Here is a 20880-nt window from a genome sequence, read left to right as displayed (position 1 = left end):
CTCTGATGAAAAACTGGAAAACAAGTGCAGAAGCAATCCTGACCACTGGCCCTGTCGTGCCGGTTATCGTGGTAAACAAGCTGGAGCACGCTGTACCGATGGCGAAAGCGCTGGTTGCGGGCGGCGTTCGCGTTCTGGAAGTGACCCTGCGTACCGCCTGCGCGATGGATGCCATTCGCGCGATTGCCAAAGAAGTGCCGGACGCCATTATCGGTGCGGGTACCGTAACGAACGCAAAACAGCTGGCTGAAGTGACCGAAGCGGGCGCACAGTTTGCCATCAGCCCGGGCCTGACCGAGTCGCTGCTGAAAGCCGCGACCGAAGGTACCATTCCGCTGATCCCGGGCATCAGCACCGTTTCTGAACTGATGCTGGGCATGGACTACGGTCTGAAAGAGTTTAAATTCTTCCCGGCGGAAGCGAACGGCGGCACCAAAGCGCTGCAGGCCATTGCCGGTCCATTCTCTCAGGTACGCTTCTGCCCGACGGGCGGTATCTCTCCTGCCAACTACCGTGACTACCTGGCGCTGAAAAGCGTGCTGTGCATCGGTGGCTCATGGCTGGTTCCGGCGGATGCGCTGGAAGCGGGCGACTGGGATCGCATCACCAAACTGGCTCGCGAAGCAGTAGAAGGCGCGAAGCAGTAAGTCATTCGCCGCATGAAAAACGGGCCTTTCGGCCCGTTTTTTTATCCCGTTACCTTAACGCTTGCTGCGGCCGCTTTCGCTCTCGCCACGGCGTCATCAACGTTATCTCCTGTGGCTAACGCCACGCCAAGACGACGGGTTCCGTCGATCTCCGGCTTGCCGAACAAACGGACCTGCAACCCGGCACCCACCGCCGCGTCGACGTTATCAAACGTAACGTTCTGGCTGGTTAGCTGCGGCAGGATCACCGCCGAGGCGGCCGGGCCGTACTGACGGATACCGCCGACGGGCAGGCCGAGGAAGGCGCGCACGTGCAGGGCGAACTCGGAGAGATCCTGCGAAATCAGCGTGACCATGCCGGTGTCATGCGGGCGAGGGGAGACTTCGCTGAAGATCACCTCATCGCCGCACACAAACAGCTCCACGCCAAACAGGCCATAGCCGCCCAGCGCCAGGACGGTTTTACGGGCGATCGCCTGCGCACGCTCCAGCGCCAGGGCGCTCATCTGCTGCGGCTGCCAGGATTCGCGGTAATCGCCATCTTCCTGGCGGTGGCCAATCGGGTCGCAGAAATGGACGCCGTCAACGGCGCTGACGGTCAGCAGGGTGATCTCGAAATCAAACTTCACCACCCCTTCAACGATCACGCGACCGGCGCCTGCGCGGCCACCCTGCTGGGCGTACTCCCACGCCTTGTCCACCGTGCTGCTGCCGCGGATAAAGCTCTGTCCTTTACCGGAGGAGCTCATCACCGGCTTAACGATGCACGGGTACCCAATCTCCTCAACGGCCTGCAGGAATGCGGCCTTATCGCCAGCAAAACGATAGCTCGATGTGGGCAACCCGAGCTCTTCTGCCGCCAGACGACGAATGCCTTCTCGGTTCATGGTCAGCTTTGCGGCTTTCGCGCAGGGCACCACGCGCTGGCCTTCCTGCTCAAGCGCAATCAGCGTGTCGGTGGCGATGGCTTCAATTTCCGGTACAACGAAATCAGGCTTCTCGCGTGAAATCAGCTCACGAAGGGCATCGCCGTTCAGCATGTTAATCACATAAGAACGATGGGCGACGTGCATGGCGGGTGCATCGGCGTAGCGGTCTACGGCAATGACTTCCACGCCTAAACGCTGGCACTCAATGGCGACCTCTTTTCCCAGCTCGCCCGATCCCAACAGCATCACTCGCGTCGCCGCAGGTCGCAGCGCGGTTCCTAAACGAATCATAACAATCCCCCTGAAAAAGTTGCGGGCAGTATAAACGAAAACGTTTGCGTCTGTCTTGTGCACGGCCAGGTGAGGGGAGAAGAAATTTGCGCTTCTTTAGCCCGCCCAGACATTTCCTGACGCCTGCTCGCTTACGCTGTGGAACATGTTCACCGTTAAGTGAGGGAAACCATGTCTGGCTGGCTAAATCAATTGCAATCACTGTTAGGGCAGAAAACGTCGTCTTCCGGCGAGCGGGATCTCAGCAAACTACTGGTGCCCGGGGCGCTCGGCGGGCTGGCAGGCCTGCTGGTCGCGAATAAATCCTCGCGCAAGCTGCTGGCAAAGTATGGGACAGGCGCGCTGCTCGCCGGTGGGGGCGCCATTGCGGGCACCGTCCTGTGGAATAAATACAAGGACAGGGTCCGGACCGCGCACAGTGATGAACCGCACTACGGCGAGCACACCTCGCCGCTGGATCTGCGTACCGAAAGGCTCATTCTTGCGCTGGTTTTTGCCGCGAAAAGTGACGGACATATCGACGATAAGGAACGGCTGGCGATCGAACAGCAGCTGCGCGAAGCCGGCGTCGAAGAGAAGGGCAGAGCGCTGGTGGCGCAGGCCATCGAACAGCCCCTGGATCCGCAGCGTCTGGCGCAAAGCGTGAAAAATGAGGAAGAGGCGCTTGAACTCTATTTCCTCAGCTGTGCCGCCATCGATATCGATCACTTTATGGAGCGCAGCTACCTGAATGCGCTTGGCGACGCGCTGAAGATCCCGCAGGACGTGCGTGAGGGCATTGAGCGGGATATCCGGGAACAAAAACAGGCGTTACAGGGATAGTTCTCGCCGTTGCGACCCTGTTTCGCTTGCATCATGCGTGGGTTTTGCCAACCTTATAGGGTGTAAAACGAAAAAGAATGATGACATGCCACCGAAAGCCCGACGTATACCTTATGCGATCACCACGCATGGCGATACGCGTATAGACAACTATTACTGGCTACGGGACGATTCACGCTCCCGGCCAGAGGTGCTCGACTACCTGCACGAGGAAAACGACTATGGCCGCAAGGTCATGTCCAGCCAGCAGACGCTTCAGGACCAGTTGCTGAATGAAATGGTGCAGCGTATTCCCCAGCGCGATATCTCCGCGCCCTGGACCAAAAATGGCTATCGCTATCGCCATATTTATGAGCCCGGCAACGAGTATCCCATCTACCAGCGTCAGTCGGTCCTGAGCGCCGAATGGGATGCGTGGGATATTCTGCTGGATGCCAACCAACGCGCGGCCCACAGCGAGTTTTATACTCTGGGCGGCATGTCCATTTCGCCGGATAACGCGGTGATGGCGCTGGCGGAGGATTATCTCTCCCGTCGCCAGTACGGCCTGCGTTTTCGCAACCTGGACACCGGCAACTGGTATCCGGAAATGCTGGAAAACGTCTCCCCGGATTTTGTCTGGGCGAATGATTCCGAGACGGTGTACTACGTCAAAAAGCACGCCTCTACGCTGCTGCCCTATCAGGTATGGCGGCATACCATCGGAACGGACTCCGCTGACGACGAGCTGGTCTACGAAGAGAAAGACGAAACGTTTTATGTCAGCCTGCATAAAACCTCTTCGCGCCACTATGTCATTATCTTCCTGGCCAGCGCCACGACGTCGGAAGTCCTGCTGCTGGATGCCGAACTGCCGGACGCCCAGCCGCTCTGTTTTCTGCCGCGCCGAAAGGATCATGAGTACAGCCTGGATCACTTCCAGCACAGCTTTTATCTGCGCTCGAATCGCGAGGGTAAAAACTTTGGCCTCTATAAAACCAAAGTACGCGATGAGCGCAAGTGGGAGGTGCTTATCCCCGCGCGGGATCAGGTGATGCTGGAAGGGTTTACCCTGTTCACCGACTGGCTGGTGGTGGAGGAGCGCCAGCGCGGGCTGACCAGCATCCGGCAAATCAACCGCAAAACGCGGGAAGTGGTGGGGATCGCGTTCGACGACCCGGCCTATGTGACGTGGATTGGGTTCAATCCTGAACCCGAATCATCGCGGCTGCGCTACGGCTACTCATCCATGACCACACCGGACACCCTGTTTGAGCTGGACATGGATACCGGGCAGCGTCAGGTGATAAAGCAGACCGAGGTTAAAGGGTTTGAGTCTGAAAACTACCGCAGCGAGCACCTGTGGGTCACCGCCCGGGATGGCGTTGAGGTCCCCGTCTCGCTCGTCTATCACAAAGCCCATTTTCAGAAAGGCAAAAACCCGATCCTGGTGTACGGCTACGGCTCTTATGGCTCAAGCATGGACGCCGATTTTAGCAGCAGCCGGTTAAGCCTGCTCGACCGCGGCTTTGTCTTCGCCATCGCCCATATTCGCGGCGGCGGTGAGCTGGGGCAGCACTGGTATGAGGACGGGAAATTCCTGAAAAAGAAAAACACCTTCAATGACTACCTCGACGTCTGCGATGCGCTGATTGAGCAGGGCTATGGCGATCCGCAACTCTGCTTTGGCATGGGCGGCAGCGCGGGCGGCATGCTGATGGGGGCGGTTATCAACCAGCGTCCCGATCGCTTTAAGGGGATTGTCGCGCAGGTGCCGTTTGTCGATGTGGTGACGACCATGCTCGATGAATCCATTCCGCTGACGACCGGGGAGTTTGAAGAGTGGGGGAATCCGCAGGATGAGATTTACTACCGCTATATGAAAACGTACAGCCCTTACGATAACGTCGAGGCGAAAGCCTATCCCCACATGCTGGTCACCACCGGTCTGCATGATTCTCAGGTGCAGTACTGGGAGCCGGCAAAATGGGTGGCGAAACTGCGGGAGCTGAAAACCGACGACAACCTGCTGCTGCTGTGTACCGACATGGATTCCGGACACGGCGGGAAATCGGGACGATTTAAATCGTATGAAGGGGTGGCGCTGGAATACGCCTTCCTGATTGGCCTGGCGCAGGAGACGCTGCCAGGCCGTGCAGAGCGTTAAGCTTCGCCCAAATAGTGCTTTAGCGTCAGGCGCAGTTCCGGGCTCATTTTGTCAAGGTTGTTATACAGCCAGCGCAAATAGCCCGGGTCTTTATCCGCAATATCCGACACCGCTCTGCCCCGGTATTTACCAAAGGTAAACGTGGTCAGCAGTGCGGGGCGTCCGGTAATCGTTGCCATATCGTCCGGCGTCCAGCCCGAGGTGTTCATAATATCGATGAGTAGCGCGGCGGTGATATAGCAGTCGTACAGGGCGCGGTGATGATGAAGCCCCTCAGGCGTGCGGACGCTGAGCTTGCGGGACTTGTACAGCGCCATGTTGCTGTATTTAATGCCCGGCCAGAGGCGACGCGCCAGCTTCATGGTACAAATCCATTCCCCCGGCATTTCAGGGAGCACCCGGCGGTCAAAACTGGCATTATGCGCGACGTACCAGGGGCTACCGTAATAGTGGGGAATGATCTCTTCGATCCACGGCTTGTCCGCCACCATCGATTCGGTAATGCGATGGATAGCCATCGCCTGAGGGCTGATGGGGCGGTCAGGACGCACCAGATGGCTCATTGGGTTGACGATTTTACCATCAACCACGTCGACAGAGGCCACTTCCACAATTCCGCCCTGAAGATCGCAAGTTTCGGTATCGATGACGCGCAGCATTGAACACTCCTGAGCTTAAAACGCCTAGCCTAAAGGAATGATATCGCCTTGCCAACCCTCTCCGCCGAGCGTGCCGGTCAACAGCAGCTCGCCCTTATCCGCGCGAACGATCAGCTGGCCTTTTTCATCCCACAGCGCGCTACCGCCGCAGGCGTTCGCCATCAGCACCGCTATGGCATATTTATGCGCGAAGCGCTGCAGGGTACTGATGGACTGCCGCCAGCGGTTATCCTCCACTGACTGACAGCTGGTAAACAGCGACGCTCTGGGATCGAGATTGGGGGAATCGGCATGCGCATCAATAATGCTAAGCTGTTTCTCTCCCGGCACCAGGCTGGCTCCGCCACCTTGCGGGTAGCGAAGGATGCGTTGACGAGCGGGGGTGAAGAGCGCGAGACCTTTCTGGCGCTGACCATCCCGCTCCACGGGGAGCCCGGCAATCACGGTTATTCGGTAACGATGCGCCGCGTCGAGCAGCGGTTCCAGCTGGACGTCGCCGGGTGGGAGAGGTAACGTCGTCGTTCCCGAGCCTGTTAATGACAGTTCAGGAAACACCAGCAGATCGCACCCTTGCCGTGCTGCTTCGGCGATGAAGCGCAGGTGGTGCGTGATATGGTCATCGACACTCTGATGCTGCCCGCTATACTGGGCCGCCGCTATATTCCAATGTGACATCGTGACTTCCTTATACACTGAGTCGCAGGGATTTAAGAATACACCTAAATTTATCAGGGTTTTCTTATCCTGCCAGATTCAGCGTAAGGAAGTGTAACGGCTCGTTAAGCTTATTTAACTTTAGGTTCGTACGGTAAACGGGAGAGGTTGACCGAGGCGAGACGGTGGGCGATGAGTCTTTCGCGAAACCAGTCGCGCAGATGGGCGGGCTGTTCCCGTTCAACGACTTCAGCCACGACAGGCATGTTGTAACGCTCTTTAAACGCGACGCCAGCGGCAGCGAGATCGACATTCACTTTATCCATCTCGTCCTGTGGAAGGGCGGCCAGATTGATCTTCATTACCTTCTCCTTTTTATGCGGCGGCAACGTTACCGCGATTGCACGACGATGACAAGCGGAGGCAGGATGATCCTCGACTCGTTTATTATACAGCGTTATTCTTTAGCATACAGACATAACAAAAAGGAATGATTGCGATGGGTTTCTCCGCTTCCCGCGCGGTATGCGCACTGGTTTTTCTGGCCTCTACAATGATGACCCCCTCCGTGCTGGCGCATGCGCACCTTAAGCAGCCGATCCCGACAGCGGACAGCGTGGTGAGCGCTCCGCAGGCACTTACGCTGAATTTTTCAGAAGGCATCGAACCGGGATTTAGCGGTGTGGTGGTGACGGATGCGCAAAAGCAGGTCATCAAAACGGGAACCGCCACGCGCGACGAAAAGAACAAGGCGCAGCTCACCGTTCCGCTGGACCAGACGCTGACGCCAGGGACGTACCAGGTAGACTGGCATGTCGTCTCGGTAGACGGTCATAAAACCAAAGGTAGCTATCACTTTAGCGTGAAATAGCATGCTGGCGCTGTGTTATATCGGGTTTCGCTTTATCCATTTCGGGGCGCTGATGCTGATTTTTGGCAACGCGCTTTACAGCGTCTGGTTTGCGCCTTCCTCTCTCCAGCGGCTGATGTCCCGACGTTTCCAGCTGCAGCAGAAAGTGGCGGCTTTTGTGAGCCTGGCGGCTGCACTCCTGATGTTTATGCTTCAGGGCGGGCAGATGGGTAACGGTTGGGGCGATGTATTTGCCCCACAGGTCTGGTCCGGCGTAATGAGGACACAGTTTGGCGGCGTCTGGCTGTGGCAAATGATTCTCGCTGCGATGACGGTCGCTGCAGCATGGCTCGCGCCGCTGAAGGGTTCGCGGCTGCTGCTGCTCGCCATGGGGCAGCTTATCCTGCTGGCGGGGGTAGGGCACGCGGCGATGAACGACGGTCCGATGGGGGCGCTGCAGCGCCTTAATCACGCTTTTCACCTGATCTGTGCTGCTACCTGGCTTGGCGGATTACTGCCCCTGCTGTTCTGCATGCGTCTGGCGAAAGGGCGCTGGCAGAATGCCGCCATCTATACCATGATGCGCTTCTCGCGCGTGGGCCATTATGCGGTCGCGGGCGTGCTGCTCAGCGGAGCGATCAATGCACTCATGATACTGGGCGTCCATATTCCCTGGCAGGCTGACTACGTGCAGTTTTTGTTGTTCAAATGTGCGCTGGTGGCGTTGATGGTGGTAATTGCGCTGGCAAATCGGTATTTTCTGGTGCCACGGTTTCGTCCGGAGACCGGGCGAGCACAACAGATTTTTATCAGGATGACACAGGCAGAAGTGGTGCTGGGGGCGCTGGTACTGGCAACGGTCAGTCTGTTCGCCACCTGGGAACCCTTCTGACAAGGTTAAATATCATATGAAAAAGACAGTACTTTCTCTCATATTGCTGGCCTGCACGGGGAGCGCGTTTGCCGCACCGCAGGTTATCACCGTCAGCCGTTTTGAAGTGGGTAAGGATAAATGGGCGTTCAACCGCGAAGAGGTGATGCTGACCTGCCGTCCGGGCCATGCGTTGTATGCCATCAACCCGAGCACGCTGGTGCAATACCCGTTAAATGAAACCGCCGAGCAGCAGGTGGCCAGCGGAAAGAGCAGCGGCCAGCCGATTAGCATCATTCAGATCGATGACCCGGAGAATCCGGGACAGAAAATGAGCCTGGCCCCGTTTATCGAGCGCGCCGACAAGCTCTGCTAACGTTCAGGTTTCCAATAAAAAACCGCAGATGCTTGCGAAAGCACTGCGGTTTTTCACATTTTATGATGCTCTGGCGCTTTTTTTCCGACCGCTTTAGCTGTGGACTGGAAAACCTGGCGTCGTCATCTATTCTTAAAAGGCAAGGCGACTTAGCCTGCATTAATGCCAACTTTTAGCGCACGGCTCTCTCCCAAGAGCCATTTCCCTGGACCGAATACAGGAATCGTATTCGGTCTCTTTTTATCTTTTTGTTTTTCAAGGGTTTTTCGGTCTTTACACGAAATGCCCCGAGAATTACTCGAATATTCCATATCCTGTCTAAACCATAACATAATCTGCACCGCGTACGTCCAGGTATTTTTTGGTCATTGTTAAATTTTTGTGGCCGAGCAAGCATTGAGCAAATTCCTCTCCGCGCTCCTTTTCATAGGGTCTGTTCGCGAGGCTTCTGCTCTCATGGAAAGGTGGCGAGTTAGGTCCGAATTTCAACCCGGGCGAACCCCTTATCTCTCGAACGCCCGGGGAAGACCGTCAGGAGTTAGCGGTCCAGGTTTTCTTTCTCCGCGGAGCGGGGTTCGAACATTTGGATAAAATAAGTTGGGTAAATCCAAAATCTGCCGATATGTTAAGAGATATTTTTAGGGAATGGCGTCCATGAAAACAAAGAATTTACTCCTGTTTATACTCTTAACTGTGGCCCAGTGCAGTCATGCTCAAGAACAATACAATTTTGAAGCTGTAAAACCAGCAGTGATTGAATTCTTTAAGCGCGGGGCAGGAAATCCTGATAGTTGCAATGTGTTCAAAGAGCAGCTTGCAAAAAATTTTGAAGATAAGCAAACAAGGAAAATGATGATTGGTTTCTGTGACAGCGACTTAGATACAACCAAGCCAGTTTCTTTTACGGAAATGTCATTACATCATTCTGAAGGGCATCTCTATGTTTGCGGTATTCTCTCTGGTGAGACTCAACTAGGCCGAAAAATAGGTGCTCGTTTTATTGCTGCCGAACCATATCATTTGGTTCTGGGCTTCAAGTATTCACGACGACCGATAGCTTACGCAACTGATGATAAATTTCTGGTCGATGAAGTTCGATCTCAGATTAAAGCATTTAATGAACTTTATGCAAAAGCATGTAACTGAATTAAAGCTCTCTGCTTGTTCTTCAGTTCGATAATATTTTGGAACTCAGCGCACAACGACATTCAGACCGAATGGATGTATTGGTAAGCATTAAAAACCCGTATTTGACGGGTTTTTAATGCTTAAGTATTTGAATGATAAAAGGTTAATTGTGGTGTAAAAGAAATCGTTTCGAACGCTACCTTTACGATACAGAGCATCCCTTAAGAACTTTTTTGTAATTCACAACACGGCATAGCTAAATTCAGCCCGTTTGCCTGCCTTGTTAATTTTTCTATTGCAATTCAACAAAGCGCGTGCGGGGTCTAAAAGTGCGATTTAACCGACGCCTCAATTTCATCAAGCAGCTCAAAACGACGGCGGTATTCAGCGCGTTTTTTACTGGCAATCTCTTCAAGCGATTTACGCGCCATCTGTAGCGGCAGCTGCCAGCAGAAGGCTGAGAGCTTTTTACCGTCCAGAGAGGCCCAAAATTCATCATAGCTGGCGTGGAAATGGCGGCCTTTGCTGAGGCGATAGCGCAGCGCACGGAATACGTGGCCCTCATCGCTGACGGCAAAAATCGCCCGGACGGAGGACTGTGCAGCCAGCTGGAAAAGCACTTCCATCAACACGCGCTTAGGGAACAAACCGTGGCAGGCGCGGGTGGCCTGTTTAATAACGTCACGCGTTACGCTGCGGCGGGGGCCCTGAAGCCCACCGATGACCATGACCTGTTGCCCATTGCTGCGCGCGACGCTAAAGGTCAGGCTGGCCAGCAGCGTATCCTCGTTGTCGCGAAGCCAAAGCGTGCTTTCGCCTTCACGCTCGGCTTTCCCCGCAGAGGACGCATTAACCGTATAGATAACTCCGTCTTTTGCATGGAACTGCGCAACGGGCTTCTCCTGTGGGCTGGTCAGTGCCAGGGCGAGGCCGCTCTCTTTCAGGCTATCAATCCAGTAATAATGGCTAACGATCGCGTCGGCGCGATCGTTAGCCGTCAAACCGCGCATCAGGTACTGCCGGTGGGTTTTGCTCGGCAATGTAATTTGAGAGGCCAGAAGTCTGTCGAAATCGTCGCGACCAGAAAGCGCCTCCAGCATGCGATGGGTAGAAGACCAGAACACCAGCGAACGTAACAGGAACTTCAGGCGATATTCGCGCTTGCGCCAGATCGGCCCCGGCACGCGTTTGCCGTTCACCAGCTCAGAAATAATATTTGTGCGATGCGGATAGAAAACATCGTTATGCAGGTGCGTATTAGACACGTGAAGACCCCTCTTTTTTTATACCCTTATTCTAAAGAGCCAGGAAAAAGGGATTAATAGCGCACGGATCTTTATTTCTGTTTGGTTTACCGTTTGTTTCACTTCGTGAGGACCACGCCCGGCTGTTGCCCTTTCTGTGGCGGCTATACTGTTAAAAGGAGGGGCTATGTATCAGCGAATTGAAGGTGGAATGTGGCGTCACGTCTGGGTGGTCAGCGATATACATGGCTGTTATCAGCGGCTTATGGATGAGCTTAAACGCCGTCATTTTAATCCGTATGAGGATTTGCTTATTTCCGTTGGGGATATGATCGATCGCGGTCCGGACAGCGTTAAATCATTACAGCTTATCAATGAAAAATGGTTTCTTGCCGTCCGGGGCAACCATGAGCAAATGGCGCTCGACAGTCTGGATAATAACGATTTTTCACTCTGGACAATGAATGGCGGAATATGGTTCAGGCAACTTGAACGGGACCAGCAACAGCTTGCGCTATCGTTGCTCGAGGCCTGTCACGATTTACCGCATATCATCGAGATAACCTGTGCGAACGGTCTGAACGTGATTGCTCATGCGGATTATCCGGCAGCGGAATACCGCTGGCAAAAACAGGTGAGCGCCCAGCGCGTTTTATGGGATCGCGATCGGTTGATGGGGTTTATGGTGGGTAAAGGGCAGGGCATCAGCGGTGCGGATCATTTCTGGTTCGGACATACGCCCGTCGACAGAAGGTATGATTTTGACAATCTCCACTACATTGATACGGGCGCCGTATTTGACGGTTACTTTACGCTGGCGCAGCTGCAGTAATAAATAACCCGCCTTCGGGCGGGTTCTCTTTAGGTCAGGCAAGACGCATGACCCAGGCATCGGTTTTACTATCGTAATGCTCACGGTAAAGGACAGAATGTTCGCCATCAAGTATTGCCGGGACGCTGGTGTCTGCATCCCATGCATCGAGCTGCATGCACAAATCCGGGTCGGATTTGCAGGGAATACTTAACGTTCGATCGCCTTGCGCTTCGCCGCGCAGTTCTGCGTCGTCGATCTCAAAAGCGCCAATACGCACGCTGGTTTTCGTCATAGTGCTCTCCGGGTCGGTTGTCAAAATCTGGTATGACCAGTACGGCCACCCATTTTTGATCGTAGACAAGGAGAGCAAAATCGCCAGTAAAAAAATGCGCTTTTTTTCAGGCCGTGCGATCGTTACCGGTAAACAGTCGTCCATCCCGAACCAGCTCGCGCGGATAGCTGTTTTTCAGTCGTGAACCGACTTTTTTTGCCAGCCCGAGCGGGTATCCCTGATACGTCACGATCACTTCATCGCCTGATGGCGTGCTGTCAGGATAGACATCGCGACCACGGTACCACTCTTCGGCTTCCTGATGCGTCAGGGCAAAGGCATTCTCGTGCCCGGCAAGGGCGATGACGGCCTCATGCTGCCAGCGATAGCCTTTATTATGCACTTCCGCCAGGCGGATCCCGATTCGGGAAAAACGGACCTTTCCGATGAGCGGTTCGATCTCAGCCGGGAACAGCCATACCTCTTTATCACGCATCCAGAGGTGCAGGCTCTCATCCCAGACCAGGCCAATTTTTTCGGCGGCGGCGACAAGCTGTGCTGCATCGCGCCCTTTGAGGGGGGCAAACGGGAAGGTGCCGACCTTGAATTTGGGGGCGGGCAGGGGAGCAACCGCCTGCGTTTTACGCAGACGTGCCACAAAGAAGCCTTCGCAGTCGTAAATCTGCGGGAATACGTGGAGGAAACCCTCCGGCGTAATCGCCTCCTGTGCTGAGACAAACAGATCGTTAAGCGGCAGGAATTCGACCGCATCCGGGTATTGCGCTTTCAGCCACAGGCAGACGTCTTCGTTTTCATCGCGGTTTAAGGTGCACGTTGAATAGACCAGCGTGCCGCCTGGGCGAAGGGCATGGAATGCGCTCTCGATCAGCTCCCGCTGCGTGGCGGCGATCTCAAGGTTGCTTTCCACCGACCAGTTCTTTAACGCATCGGGATCTTTACGCACCACCCCTTCGCCGGAGCAGGGAGCGTCCAGCAGAATGGCGTCGAAGGCTTCCGGCAGGGCAGCGCCAAACACGCGGCCGTCGAAGTGCGTCAGGGCAACGTTATGAATACCGCAGCGGCTGATGTTGGCATGCAATACCTTCACGCGGCTGGCGGAAAACTCGTTGGCGAGGATCGCGCCGCGGTTACCCATACGGGCGGCAATCTGTGTGGTTTTTGAGCCAGGCGCCGCGGCCACATCCATCACGCGCTCGGGCGCATTGCCCTCTGCAAACAGAGCAGCCACCGGCAGCATCGAGCTGGCTTCCTGGATATAGAACAGGCCGCTCAGATGTTCAGCGGTGCTTCCCAACGGCACGGCGTTTTCGTCATCGCGCTCGATCCAGAACCCCTCAGCGCACCACGGTACCGGCGTAAGCTGCCAGCTGTAGGGCGCGACCAGCGCCAGAAAATCCTCGACGCTGATTTTCAGCGTGTTGACGCGAATACTGCGGCGTAACGGACGTTGGCAGGCGGCGATAAAATCGTCTAACGACAGGTGAGAAGGAAGCGCCTCGCGCATCTGCGCCAGGAATTGTTCAGGAAGAAATACGGAGTTTTGAGCCACGGGCACACCACAGGGAAAAGTTCAGGTGCGCAGTGTAACATAAAGGCTCCGGTGCGTTGACACCGGAGCCTTGCAGATTAACGCGGCAGGGCGGTTCCCCATTCGCGCCACTCTTTCGGTTCGCTTTCGAGCAGCAGGAAATGTTTACCCGGCTGCGCTTTCGGCGCCAGCGGCGTCCCCGGCGGTGTGGCAAACGCAATACCACCGCGAATGAACTGGTTGAAGGTCCCGGTTTTCACCACGCCTCCCGTCAGGCCGAAGTCCAGCGAGTAGCCGGATGCCAGCCAGAACACCGAGTTATTACGCACCAGGTGCTGGTAGCGTTCGCTGATGCGTAGCGCCACCATCACGCGGTCGGAGAGGGTCCCGAGCGTCAGGCCCGTGACCGTACCGACCTCAATGCCGCGGAACAGGACCGGCGTGCCGATGCTCAGCGAGCCGGCTTCCGGCACTTCCACCACGATGCTCAGGCCACCAAGGTAGCGCGAGTCGGTGATCGTGGCTTCCTGCAGCTCGAAATCACGACGGGCATTGCCCTGGCCGGGCTCAACGTTGATGTACGGCTGCAAAATGGTGTCGAGATGCTCAACGCCTGCGGCCGAGATCTGCGGTGTCACCACCGAGAAGCGCGAACCCGCGCGCGCAAAGGTCTGCACATATTCCGGGTAGAGCACGGCGGTAGCCTGCACCTCGTTGCGCGAGGTGATCAGCGTCAGCTTCTGGATCTGCCCGATATCAATGCCCAGGTAGCGGATGGGCATGCCTTCCGCCAGCTTGCCGGCGTCAAACGCGTGCAGGGTAATCTGCCCGCCCACGGCGCGTGCGGCGGTCTCGGACGGGAAGAGAATTCGCTTATCGCCTTTACGCAGGTTCGCGCCCGCTCCGCTGAGGTTATCGAAGCTAATCGCCCCGCGCAGCGCGCGTGACAGCGGAGAGGCCTGTACGGTCAGTCCGTTACCGTTCAGCTGCACTTTCGCGCCGCCTTCAGCCCAGAAGACGCTGTTCGGCGTCAGCAGCTTGCGGTACTCCGGCTTGATGTGCAGTTCGATATCAAAGGCGTCGGCACGCGGGCGAACGGTGATCACTTCCCCGACTTCAAACTTGCGATACAGCACCACGGAGCCCGCCTGAACGTCCGGCAGGGTCTCGGCGCTTAACGTCAGCGTGGTGGTAGGAAGATCGCTCAGGCTGTTTTCAATCGCTTTCTCAAGGTTGGCATACAGCGGGTAGCTGTCGCGCACGGGGCCTTTATCCCCCGGCAAAATACGGATGCCGCCGTTCACCCATTCGCTGGCGCTGGCGCCGAGAAACTCCACGCCGTCCAGTCCTACCTTCACGTCGACGCGACTGTTCACCACGAATTTACTGTCGCCATGTACCAGGTCTCTGTATTGCGGATCGATGGCGACGGAGAATTGCACCCCATCCGCGGAGAGCTTGCGCTCCAGCACCTGTCCCACCTGCACGCCGTGTAAAATCAACGGCTGACCGGCTTCAATGCCATAGCTTTCTGGCGCATTGAGCGTAACCGTCACGACGCCCGGCTTTTGCAGCAGGGCTTTATCCGCCGGGGCAATCACGAAGCTATTGCTGGGCTGACCTTCCCCGGGGATCAGCTCAAAGGTATTGCCGGTCAGCAGCGTGCTGAGGCTGGCATCGTTAAGAGAGAGCTTTGGACTGCGCATTTCGATGCGTGTTTTCTCACGCAGGAGATCGACCACGCTCGGATCGACCGTCATTTCGCCGGTGACCGAACCGCCCGGGTTGAGCGTCATTTTGGTGAGCTGGCCGACCTGCAGACCCTGATACATCAGTGGCGTTGAACCCGCTTTTAGTCCTTTAGCATCGGGAAGGGCGAGTTTGACGATCACGCCGCGCTGGCTGTGCGCCAGATCGGCGTATAATCCGAACGTGTCATCAGCGGTGGCAGGGCTTGAGTTTTCCGGGGAGTCAAAGGCGATGGCGCCGTTCACCAGTGCGGCCAGACTCTCCAGCTTCACTTTCGCACCGCTCAGGCTGAGGTCGGCATCCACGCCGGACACGTTCCAGAAGCGGCTGCCTTTTTTCACCAGATTGGTGAAGCGACGTTCGATCAGCACATCAATGGTGACGCCCTGTTTATTCGGGTTAATCGCGTAGTCATACACGCGGCCAACCGGGATCTTACGAAAATAGACCAGGGAGCCGCTGTTCAGGGAACCGAGGTCCGGCGCCTGGAGATGAATCATCAAATCGCCGTTATTGAGGCGGTATTTGGGCTGCGTATCCAGAGCCACAAAGTGATCCTGCGGTTCGCCTTTGCCGGGCATCATGCCGATATAGTTACCGCCGACGAGCGCATCCAGACCGGAAACACCGGCCAGCGAGGCTTTTGGCGTCACCAGCCAGAACTGCGTTTCGCTGCGCAGGGCATCCTGCATGTCAGATTTGATACTGACCCGCACCTGAATCTTGTTCAGCCCTTTTCCAAGGGAGATATCCTGAACCGTACCCACTTCAACCCCCTGGAAGCGAACGGGGGTTCGCCCGGCGACGATGCCGTCGGCGGTCTGGAAATCAATGGTGACGGTACTGCCGCGATCCTCATAGCTTGTCCAGATAAGCCAGCCTGCAATCATCAGGGCGATGACGGGCAGCAACCAGAATGGCGAAATGCGGCGTTTTGTTTTAATTCTCGCTTCAGTCGGCGAAGCGGGGGTTTCCTGACTCATGTGCATCCCAAAGTAAGCGGCTATCCAGCCATTCCACAGCAAGAATAGTCAATATCACCGCAGAGCCGAAATAAAAAGCCGCGGGTCCCATTGTAAAAGCAAGTAACTGATCGCGATTGATGAGCGACATCATCAGCGAAATCACGAACAGATCTAACATTGACCAGCGGCCAATCCAGGTGACGAATCGCAGAAGCAAAATGCGGGTCCGTAAACCTTGTTCACACTTTAAGTGAATGCTGATGAGCAGGGTAATCATCACCACCACTTTGGTAAAGGGAACCAGGATACTGGCAATAAAGACGATTGCCGCCACCCCGACATTGCTGTGCGCAAGGGAGATAATCCCGGAGAGGATAGTATCCTCCTGACGTCCACCATTCACGTAAATGATGGAAATCGGCAGCATATTGGCGGGGATCAGGAACACCAGGGAGGCGATCAGCGCCGCCCAGCATTTTTGCAGGCTGTTATTGCGCCGCAGTCTCAACGGAATGTGGCACCGCGGGCAGCGTCCGCGCGTGTCGGGTAACCCGGTATAGTGGCAACCCAGACAGACGCGCAGATTTTCATCGGGACGCGTGGCGGGGCGCTGAGGGTAGAATCGCTCCCAAAGCTGCTCAACGTTCAGGTGGATCAGCGTCAGGATGCTCAGCAATACCAGACAGATGAAGGCAAAGAGTCCGACGCCGGGCTGCAAAAAGGCGTAGTCCTGCACCTTTATTGACGCAACCCCCACGCCCACCAGATAAATATCCAGCATCACCCACTCTTTGAGCTTGTCCAGCATCAGCAGCACCGGGCGAAGGTTCATGCCAAGAATGTTGCCAAACCAGAGATAGGCAATGGCGGCAACCAGCACCAGCGGTGCGCCGACGGTGCAGAACAGCACCATCGCGGCGGTGATGGGATCGCCCTGACGGGTCATCTGCCAGATGCCCTGCAGCACGTTGGCGTCAATGCGCACGCCGAGCAGGTAGAGTTTTAGCAGCGGCTCACTCCAGGCGAAGGGCATCAGCAGCAGCATGGTAACGGCCATGGCGGCGAGGCGGGTCAACGACCAGTCGCGGCCATCGCGAATTTTGGCGTCACAGCGGGGACAGAAGGCACTTTGGTGCGATTTCATCTTCGGCAACATAAAAAGCGTATCGCACTGGGGGCAACGCTGATAATGTGCACGAGGCAAAGCTTCGCTTACCGTATGGACAGTTATCTTTCTCGTCGGCGTAATTTTGGTTGTTTTTAAGGCCATCAGCTGCGCACAAATAAGTATTGTTGAAAGTTATAATAACTCATGAACGGATTCATCTTGAGCATGAGCGCATTTAATGCTTATTTTAATAGGCTATGCGGTAATTTTGTAAGACAACTAAGTGATTGAATAATGAACAAAACAGAATTCTACGCGGATCTGAACCGCGATTTTAAGGCATTGATGGCGGGTGAGACCAGCTTCTTAGCCACTCTGGCAAATACTAGCGCATTGCTGTTTGAACGTCTCTCTGACGTGAACTGGGCGGGCTTTTACCTTCTGGAAGGTGAAACGCTGGTGCTCGGTCCGTTCCAGGGCAAACTGGCCTGCGTGCGTATTCCGGTAGGGCGTGGCGTATGCGGCACGGCGGTGGCCGAGAATCAGGTCCAGCGTGTGGAAGACGTTCATGCGTTTGACGGGCACATCGCCTGTGATGCCGCCAGTAATTCTGAAATCGTTCTGCCGCTGGTGGTCAAAAATCAGATTATTGGCGTTCTGGACATCGACAGTACGGTCTTCAGTCGCTTTACAACCGAGGACGAACAGGGGCTGCGCGAGCTGGTGGCGAATCTGGAAAACGTACTCGCAGCAACCGATTATCAAAAATTCTTTGCGAGCGTCGCAGGATAATCAACGGATAACGTAGCATTTACGGATAGCGTCATTATAATGACGCCTGTTCATGCCTGCGCTTGTTGGCAACGTCCGTTGTAATCAGGAAATTTCATGGAAAATCAACCTAAGTTGAATAGCAGTAAAGAAGTTATCGCATTTCTGGCCGAGCGTTTCCCGCAGTGCTTCAGCGCGGAAGGCGAAGCTCGTCCCCTGAAAGTCGGTATTTTTCAGGATCTGGTGGCGCGTGTTGAAGGGGAAATGAACCTCAGCAAAACTCAGCTGCGTTCCGCCTTACGTCTTTATACTTCGAGCTGGCGTTACCTGTACGGTATCAAACCTGGCGCGACCCGCGTGGATCTCGACGGCAACCCTTGCGGTGAGCTGGACGAGCAGCACGTTGAGCACGCGCGCAAGCAGCTGGAAGAAGCCAAAGCACGCGTTCAGGCACAACGTGCAGAACAGCAAGCGAAAAAACGCGAAGCCGCCGCGGCAAACGGCCAGGAAGAAGCGCCTCGTCGTGAGCGTAAACCACGCCCTGCGCCGCGTCGTCACGATAATAACGATCGCAAACCGCGTGCAGACAAACCAGCAGCAAAAGCCCCGCGTGCCCCTCGTGAAGAGCCGCGCCATACGCCGGTTTCTGACATCAACGCCCTGAGCGTGGGTCAGGCACTGAAGGTAAAAGCGGGTAACAATGCTATGGACGCCACCGTACTGGAAATCACCAAAGATGGCGTTCGTGTACAGCTGACTTCTGGCATGTCAATGATTGTACGCGCAGAACACTTGTTGTTCTGAAACGGAGGCCAAGCCTGGCATGAACACTTTTTTTAAGCTCACCGCGCTGGCGGGCCTGTTTGCTATAACAGGTCACGCCTTTGCAGTGGACGATATCACGCGTGTTGATCAAATTCCGGTACTCAAGGAAGAGACGCAGCACGCGACGGTGAGCGAGCGCGTGACCTCACGTTTCACCCGTTCGCACTATCGTCAGTTCGATCTCGATCAGGCCTTTTCGGCCAAAATCTTTGACCGCTATCTGAACTTGCTGGATTACAGCCATAACGTTTTGCTCGCCAGCGATGTCGAGCAGTTCGCTAAGCGGAAATCCGAGGTGGGTGACGAGTTGCGTTCAGGCAAGCTGGATCTCTTCTACGATCTCTACAACCTGTCGCAAAAGCGCCGCTTCGAACGCTATCAGTACGCGCTGAAAGTGCTGGAACGTCCGATGGACTTCACCGGCAACGACACCTTCAATCTGGACCGCAGCAAAGCGCCCTGGCCAAAAGATGAAGCCGAGCTGAATGCGCTGTGGGACGGCAAAGTGAAATACGACGAGCTGAGCCTTAAGCTCACCGGCAAAGACGAAAAAGAGATCCGTGACACGCTGACGCGTCGTTACAAATTTGCCATTCGTCGCCTGGCACAGACCAACAGTGAGGATGTTTTCTCACTGGCCATGACGGCCTTTGCGCACGAAATCGATCCGCACACAAACTATCTCTCACCTCGCAACACCGAGCAGTTTAATACCGAAATGAGCCTGTCTCTGGAAGGTATCGGCGCGGTGCTGCAGATGGACGATGATTATACGGTGATCAATTCGATGGTCGCGGGTGGCCCGGCATCCAAAAGCAAAGCCATTAGCGTAGGCGATCGCATTGTGGGTGTGGGACAAACCGGCCAGAACATGGTCGATGTGATCGGCTGGCGTCTTGATGACGTGGTTGCGCTGATCAAAGGTCCGAAGGGCAGCAAGGTTCGTCTGGAAATTCTGCCAGCCGGAAAAGGCACCAAAACCCGTATCGTTACCCTGACCCGTGAGCGTATCCGTCTGGAAGACCGCGCGGTGAAAATGTCGGTGAAAACCGTGGGTAAAGAGAAGGTGGGTGTCCTGGATATTCCTGGCTTCTACGTCGGGTTGACTGACGATGTAAAAGTTCAGCTGCAGAAACTTGAAAAGCAGAACGTCAGCAGCATCATCATCGACCTGCGCAGTAACGGCGGCGGGGCGCTGACGGAAGCGGTTTCACTCTCTGGCCTGTTCATCCCATCTGGCCCGGTTGTTCAGGTGCGCGATAACAACGGTAAAGTGCGCGAAGATGCGGACAATGACGGTGTGGTCTACTACAAAGGCCCGCTGGTTGTTCTCGTTGACCGCTTCAGCGCTTCCGCGTCTGAGATCTTTGCCGCAGCCATGCAGGACTATGGCCGCGCGCTGATCGTCGGTGAGCCAACCTTCGGTAAAGGCACCGTTCAGCAGTACCGCTCTCTGAATCGGATTTACGATCAGATGCTGCGTCCGGAATGGCCTGCACTGGGCTCGGTTCAGTACACCATTCAGAAATTCTACCGCGTAAACGGCGGCAGTACGCAGCGTAAGGGTGTCACGCCGGACATTATCATGCCGACAGGCACCCAGGAGACGGAAACCGGCGAGAAGTTTGAAGATAACGCGTTGCCGTGGGACAGCATCAATGCCGCGACCTACGTGAAAGCGGGTGATATGACGCAATTTGGCCCTGAGCTGCTGAAGGCGCATAACGACCGCATCGCGAAAGATCCGGAGTTCCAGTACATCATGAAGGACATTGCGCGATTCAATGCTCTGAAGGATAAGCGGAATATTGTTTCTCTGAACTACGCGCAGCGTGAAAAAGAGAACAACGAAGACGATGCAACCCGCCTGGCGCGTATCAACGATCGCTTCAAGCGTGAAGGTAAACCTCTGCTCAAGAAACTGGACGATCTGCCAAAAGATTACCAGGAGCCGGATCCGTATCTCGACGAGACGGTGCATATCGCGCTCGACCTGGCGAATCAGGAAAAAGAGAAACCTGCCGTACAGCCCGCTCCGGCAAAATAACCTCCCAACAGGCACAAGAGATTGTGCCTGTTTCTTTTTGTTCTTCATCCTTCCGTCAGCCAGATTTTCAATTGTGTAAAGTTGTGTCTTTCTGGTGACTTACGCCCGCCGGATGCTTGAAAATAGCCGCAATACCCATACGATGTGGGTAATCGCATAGTGCG

At 55.5% G+C, this 20880-nt stretch carries 20 protein-coding genes; 11 read left to right on the top strand and 9 right to left on the bottom strand.

The features are described from left to right. The first annotated feature begins 5 nt into the window (after window positions 1-5). Window positions 6-647: a bifunctional 4-hydroxy-2-oxoglutarate aldolase/2-dehydro-3-deoxy-phosphogluconate aldolase gene (gene kdgA / locus ACHH0Z_RS08130; protein ID WP_008500459.1), complete on the top strand. Its 642-nt coding sequence runs from the start codon at window positions 6-8 to the stop codon at window positions 645-647. Window positions 648-688: 41 nt separating this feature from the next. On the opposite strand, the gene purT is transcribed toward kdgA, so the two are convergent. Further along, the gene (purT, locus tag ACHH0Z_RS08125) at window positions 689-1867 is read right to left on the bottom strand and encodes a formate-dependent phosphoribosylglycinamide formyltransferase (RefSeq protein WP_045410495.1); all 1179 of its coding nucleotides are present in this window, start codon (window positions 1865-1867) and stop codon (window positions 689-691) included. 171 nt (window positions 1868-2038) lie between these two features. Here purT and ACHH0Z_RS08120 point away from each other — a divergent pair, with 171 nt between their 5' ends. Together ACHH0Z_RS08120 and ptrB are read left to right on the top strand one after the other, a co-directional pair. Beyond that, a complete protein-coding gene (locus ACHH0Z_RS08120) occupies window positions 2039-2689 on the top strand; it encodes a tellurite resistance TerB family protein (protein ID WP_021240435.1) in 651 nt (216 codons plus the stop codon). An 85-nt stretch (window positions 2690-2774) separates the two neighbouring features. Further along, a complete protein-coding gene (gene ptrB / locus ACHH0Z_RS08115; protein ID WP_045410494.1) occupies window positions 2775-4835 on the top strand; it encodes an oligopeptidase B in 2061 nt (686 codons plus the stop codon). Here ptrB and exoX read toward each other — a convergent pair. The 3 genes from exoX to ACHH0Z_RS08100 all read right to left on the bottom strand — a co-directional run bounded on the left by exoX (window position 4832) and on the right by ACHH0Z_RS08100 (window position 6510). Beyond that, a complete protein-coding gene (gene exoX / locus ACHH0Z_RS08110) occupies window positions 4832-5494 on the bottom strand; it encodes an exodeoxyribonuclease X (protein ID WP_008500463.1) in 663 nt (220 codons plus the stop codon). The two genes, ptrB and exoX, sit on opposite strands and share 4 nt — an antisense overlap. 24 nt (window positions 5495-5518) lie before the next feature. Further along, window positions 5519-6169, bottom strand: a complete 651-nt coding sequence (locus ACHH0Z_RS08105) for a carbon-nitrogen hydrolase family protein (protein ID WP_045410493.1) — start codon at window positions 6167-6169, stop codon at window positions 5519-5521. Between the two features lie 110 nt (window positions 6170-6279). Beyond that, on the bottom strand, window positions 6280-6510 hold the full coding sequence (locus ACHH0Z_RS08100; RefSeq protein ID WP_008500465.1) for a DNA polymerase III subunit theta: 231 nt from the start codon (window positions 6508-6510) through the stop codon (window positions 6280-6282). A gap of 137 nt (window positions 6511-6647) precedes the next feature. Here ACHH0Z_RS08100 and yobA point away from each other — a divergent pair, with 137 nt between their 5' ends. From yobA to ACHH0Z_RS08080, 4 genes are all read left to right on the top strand, one after another. Next, a complete protein-coding gene (yobA, locus tag ACHH0Z_RS08095) occupies window positions 6648-7019 on the top strand; it encodes a CopC domain-containing protein YobA (RefSeq protein WP_045410491.1) in 372 nt (123 codons plus the stop codon). A 1-nt stretch (window position 7020) separates the two neighbouring features. Continuing rightward, on the top strand, window positions 7021-7890 hold the full coding sequence (gene copD, locus ACHH0Z_RS08090) for a copper homeostasis membrane protein CopD (RefSeq protein WP_045410490.1): 870 nt from the start codon (window positions 7021-7023) through the stop codon (window positions 7888-7890). A gap of 16 nt (window positions 7891-7906) precedes the next feature. Beyond that, window positions 7907-8245: a YebY family protein gene (locus ACHH0Z_RS08085; RefSeq protein WP_032652385.1), complete on the top strand. Its 339-nt coding sequence runs from the start codon at window positions 7907-7909 to the stop codon at window positions 8243-8245. A 654-nt stretch (window positions 8246-8899) separates the two neighbouring features. Then, entirely contained in the window at window positions 8900-9391 is a 492-nt protein-coding gene (locus tag ACHH0Z_RS08080; protein ID WP_023293949.1) for a hypothetical protein, read from the top strand. A gap of 305 nt (window positions 9392-9696) precedes the next feature. Here ACHH0Z_RS08080 and ACHH0Z_RS08075 read toward each other — a convergent pair whose 3' ends face one another. Next, window positions 9697-10638: a VirK/YbjX family protein gene (locus ACHH0Z_RS08075; protein ID WP_021240429.1), complete on the bottom strand. Its 942-nt coding sequence runs from the start codon at window positions 10636-10638 to the stop codon at window positions 9697-9699. 166 nt (window positions 10639-10804) lie between these two features. On the opposite strand from ACHH0Z_RS08075, the gene pphA reads away from it, so the two are divergent. Then, window positions 10805-11449 carry a protein-serine/threonine phosphatase gene (pphA, locus tag ACHH0Z_RS08070; protein WP_045410488.1) on the top strand — a complete coding sequence of 215 codons (645 nt, stop codon included), beginning with the start codon at window positions 10805-10807 and terminating at the stop codon, window positions 11447-11449. A 34-nt stretch (window positions 11450-11483) separates the two neighbouring features. Here the strand turns inward: pphA and ACHH0Z_RS08065 are convergent, their stop codons facing one another. From ACHH0Z_RS08065 to yebS, 4 genes are all read right to left on the bottom strand, one after another. Continuing rightward, window positions 11484-11723 (bottom strand): YebV family protein, encoded by a 240-nt coding sequence (locus ACHH0Z_RS08065; protein WP_008500472.1) that lies wholly within the window; start codon window positions 11721-11723, stop codon window positions 11484-11486. A 106-nt stretch (window positions 11724-11829) separates the two neighbouring features. Continuing rightward, window positions 11830-13272 carry a 16S rRNA (cytosine(1407)-C(5))-methyltransferase RsmF gene (rsmF, locus tag ACHH0Z_RS08060; RefSeq protein WP_032675030.1) on the bottom strand — a complete coding sequence of 481 codons (1443 nt, stop codon included), beginning with the start codon at window positions 13270-13272 and terminating at the stop codon, window positions 11830-11832. A gap of 77 nt (window positions 13273-13349) precedes the next feature. After that, entirely contained in the window at window positions 13350-15983 is a 2634-nt protein-coding gene (locus ACHH0Z_RS08055) for a PqiB family protein (RefSeq protein ID WP_025910088.1), read from the bottom strand. Beyond that, window positions 15952-17235 (bottom strand): membrane integrity lipid transport subunit YebS, encoded by a 1284-nt coding sequence (gene yebS / locus ACHH0Z_RS08050; RefSeq protein ID WP_021240425.1) that lies wholly within the window; start codon window positions 17233-17235, stop codon window positions 15952-15954. The genes ACHH0Z_RS08055 and yebS overlap by 32 nt, the downstream gene beginning before the upstream one ends. Before the next feature lie 132 nt (window positions 17236-17367). On the opposite strand from yebS, the gene ACHH0Z_RS08045 reads away from it, so the two are divergent. From ACHH0Z_RS08045 to prc, 3 genes are all read left to right on the top strand, one after another. Next, window positions 17368-17865 carry a GAF domain-containing protein gene (locus tag ACHH0Z_RS08045; RefSeq protein ID WP_008500476.1) on the top strand — a complete coding sequence of 166 codons (498 nt, stop codon included), beginning with the start codon at window positions 17368-17370 and terminating at the stop codon, window positions 17863-17865. A 96-nt stretch (window positions 17866-17961) separates the two neighbouring features. Beyond that, window positions 17962-18648, top strand: a complete 687-nt coding sequence (gene proQ / locus ACHH0Z_RS08040; protein ID WP_014884292.1) for an RNA chaperone ProQ — start codon at window positions 17962-17964, stop codon at window positions 18646-18648. Between the two features lie 19 nt (window positions 18649-18667). Beyond that, on the top strand, window positions 18668-20716 hold the full coding sequence (gene prc / locus ACHH0Z_RS08035) for a carboxy terminal-processing peptidase (protein WP_025910096.1): 2049 nt from the start codon (window positions 18668-18670) through the stop codon (window positions 20714-20716). Window positions 20717-20880 lie beyond the last annotated feature (164 nt).

Origin of the sequence: Enterobacter cloacae complex sp. 2024EL-00227 (assembly GCF_043945315.1) — a bacterium.
Taxonomy (GTDB): Bacteria; Pseudomonadota; Gammaproteobacteria; order Enterobacterales; family Enterobacteriaceae; genus Enterobacter; species Enterobacter roggenkampii.
Note: the sequence above shows the minus strand (reverse complement) of the source record. Positions and strands in the feature narration are given on the sequence as shown.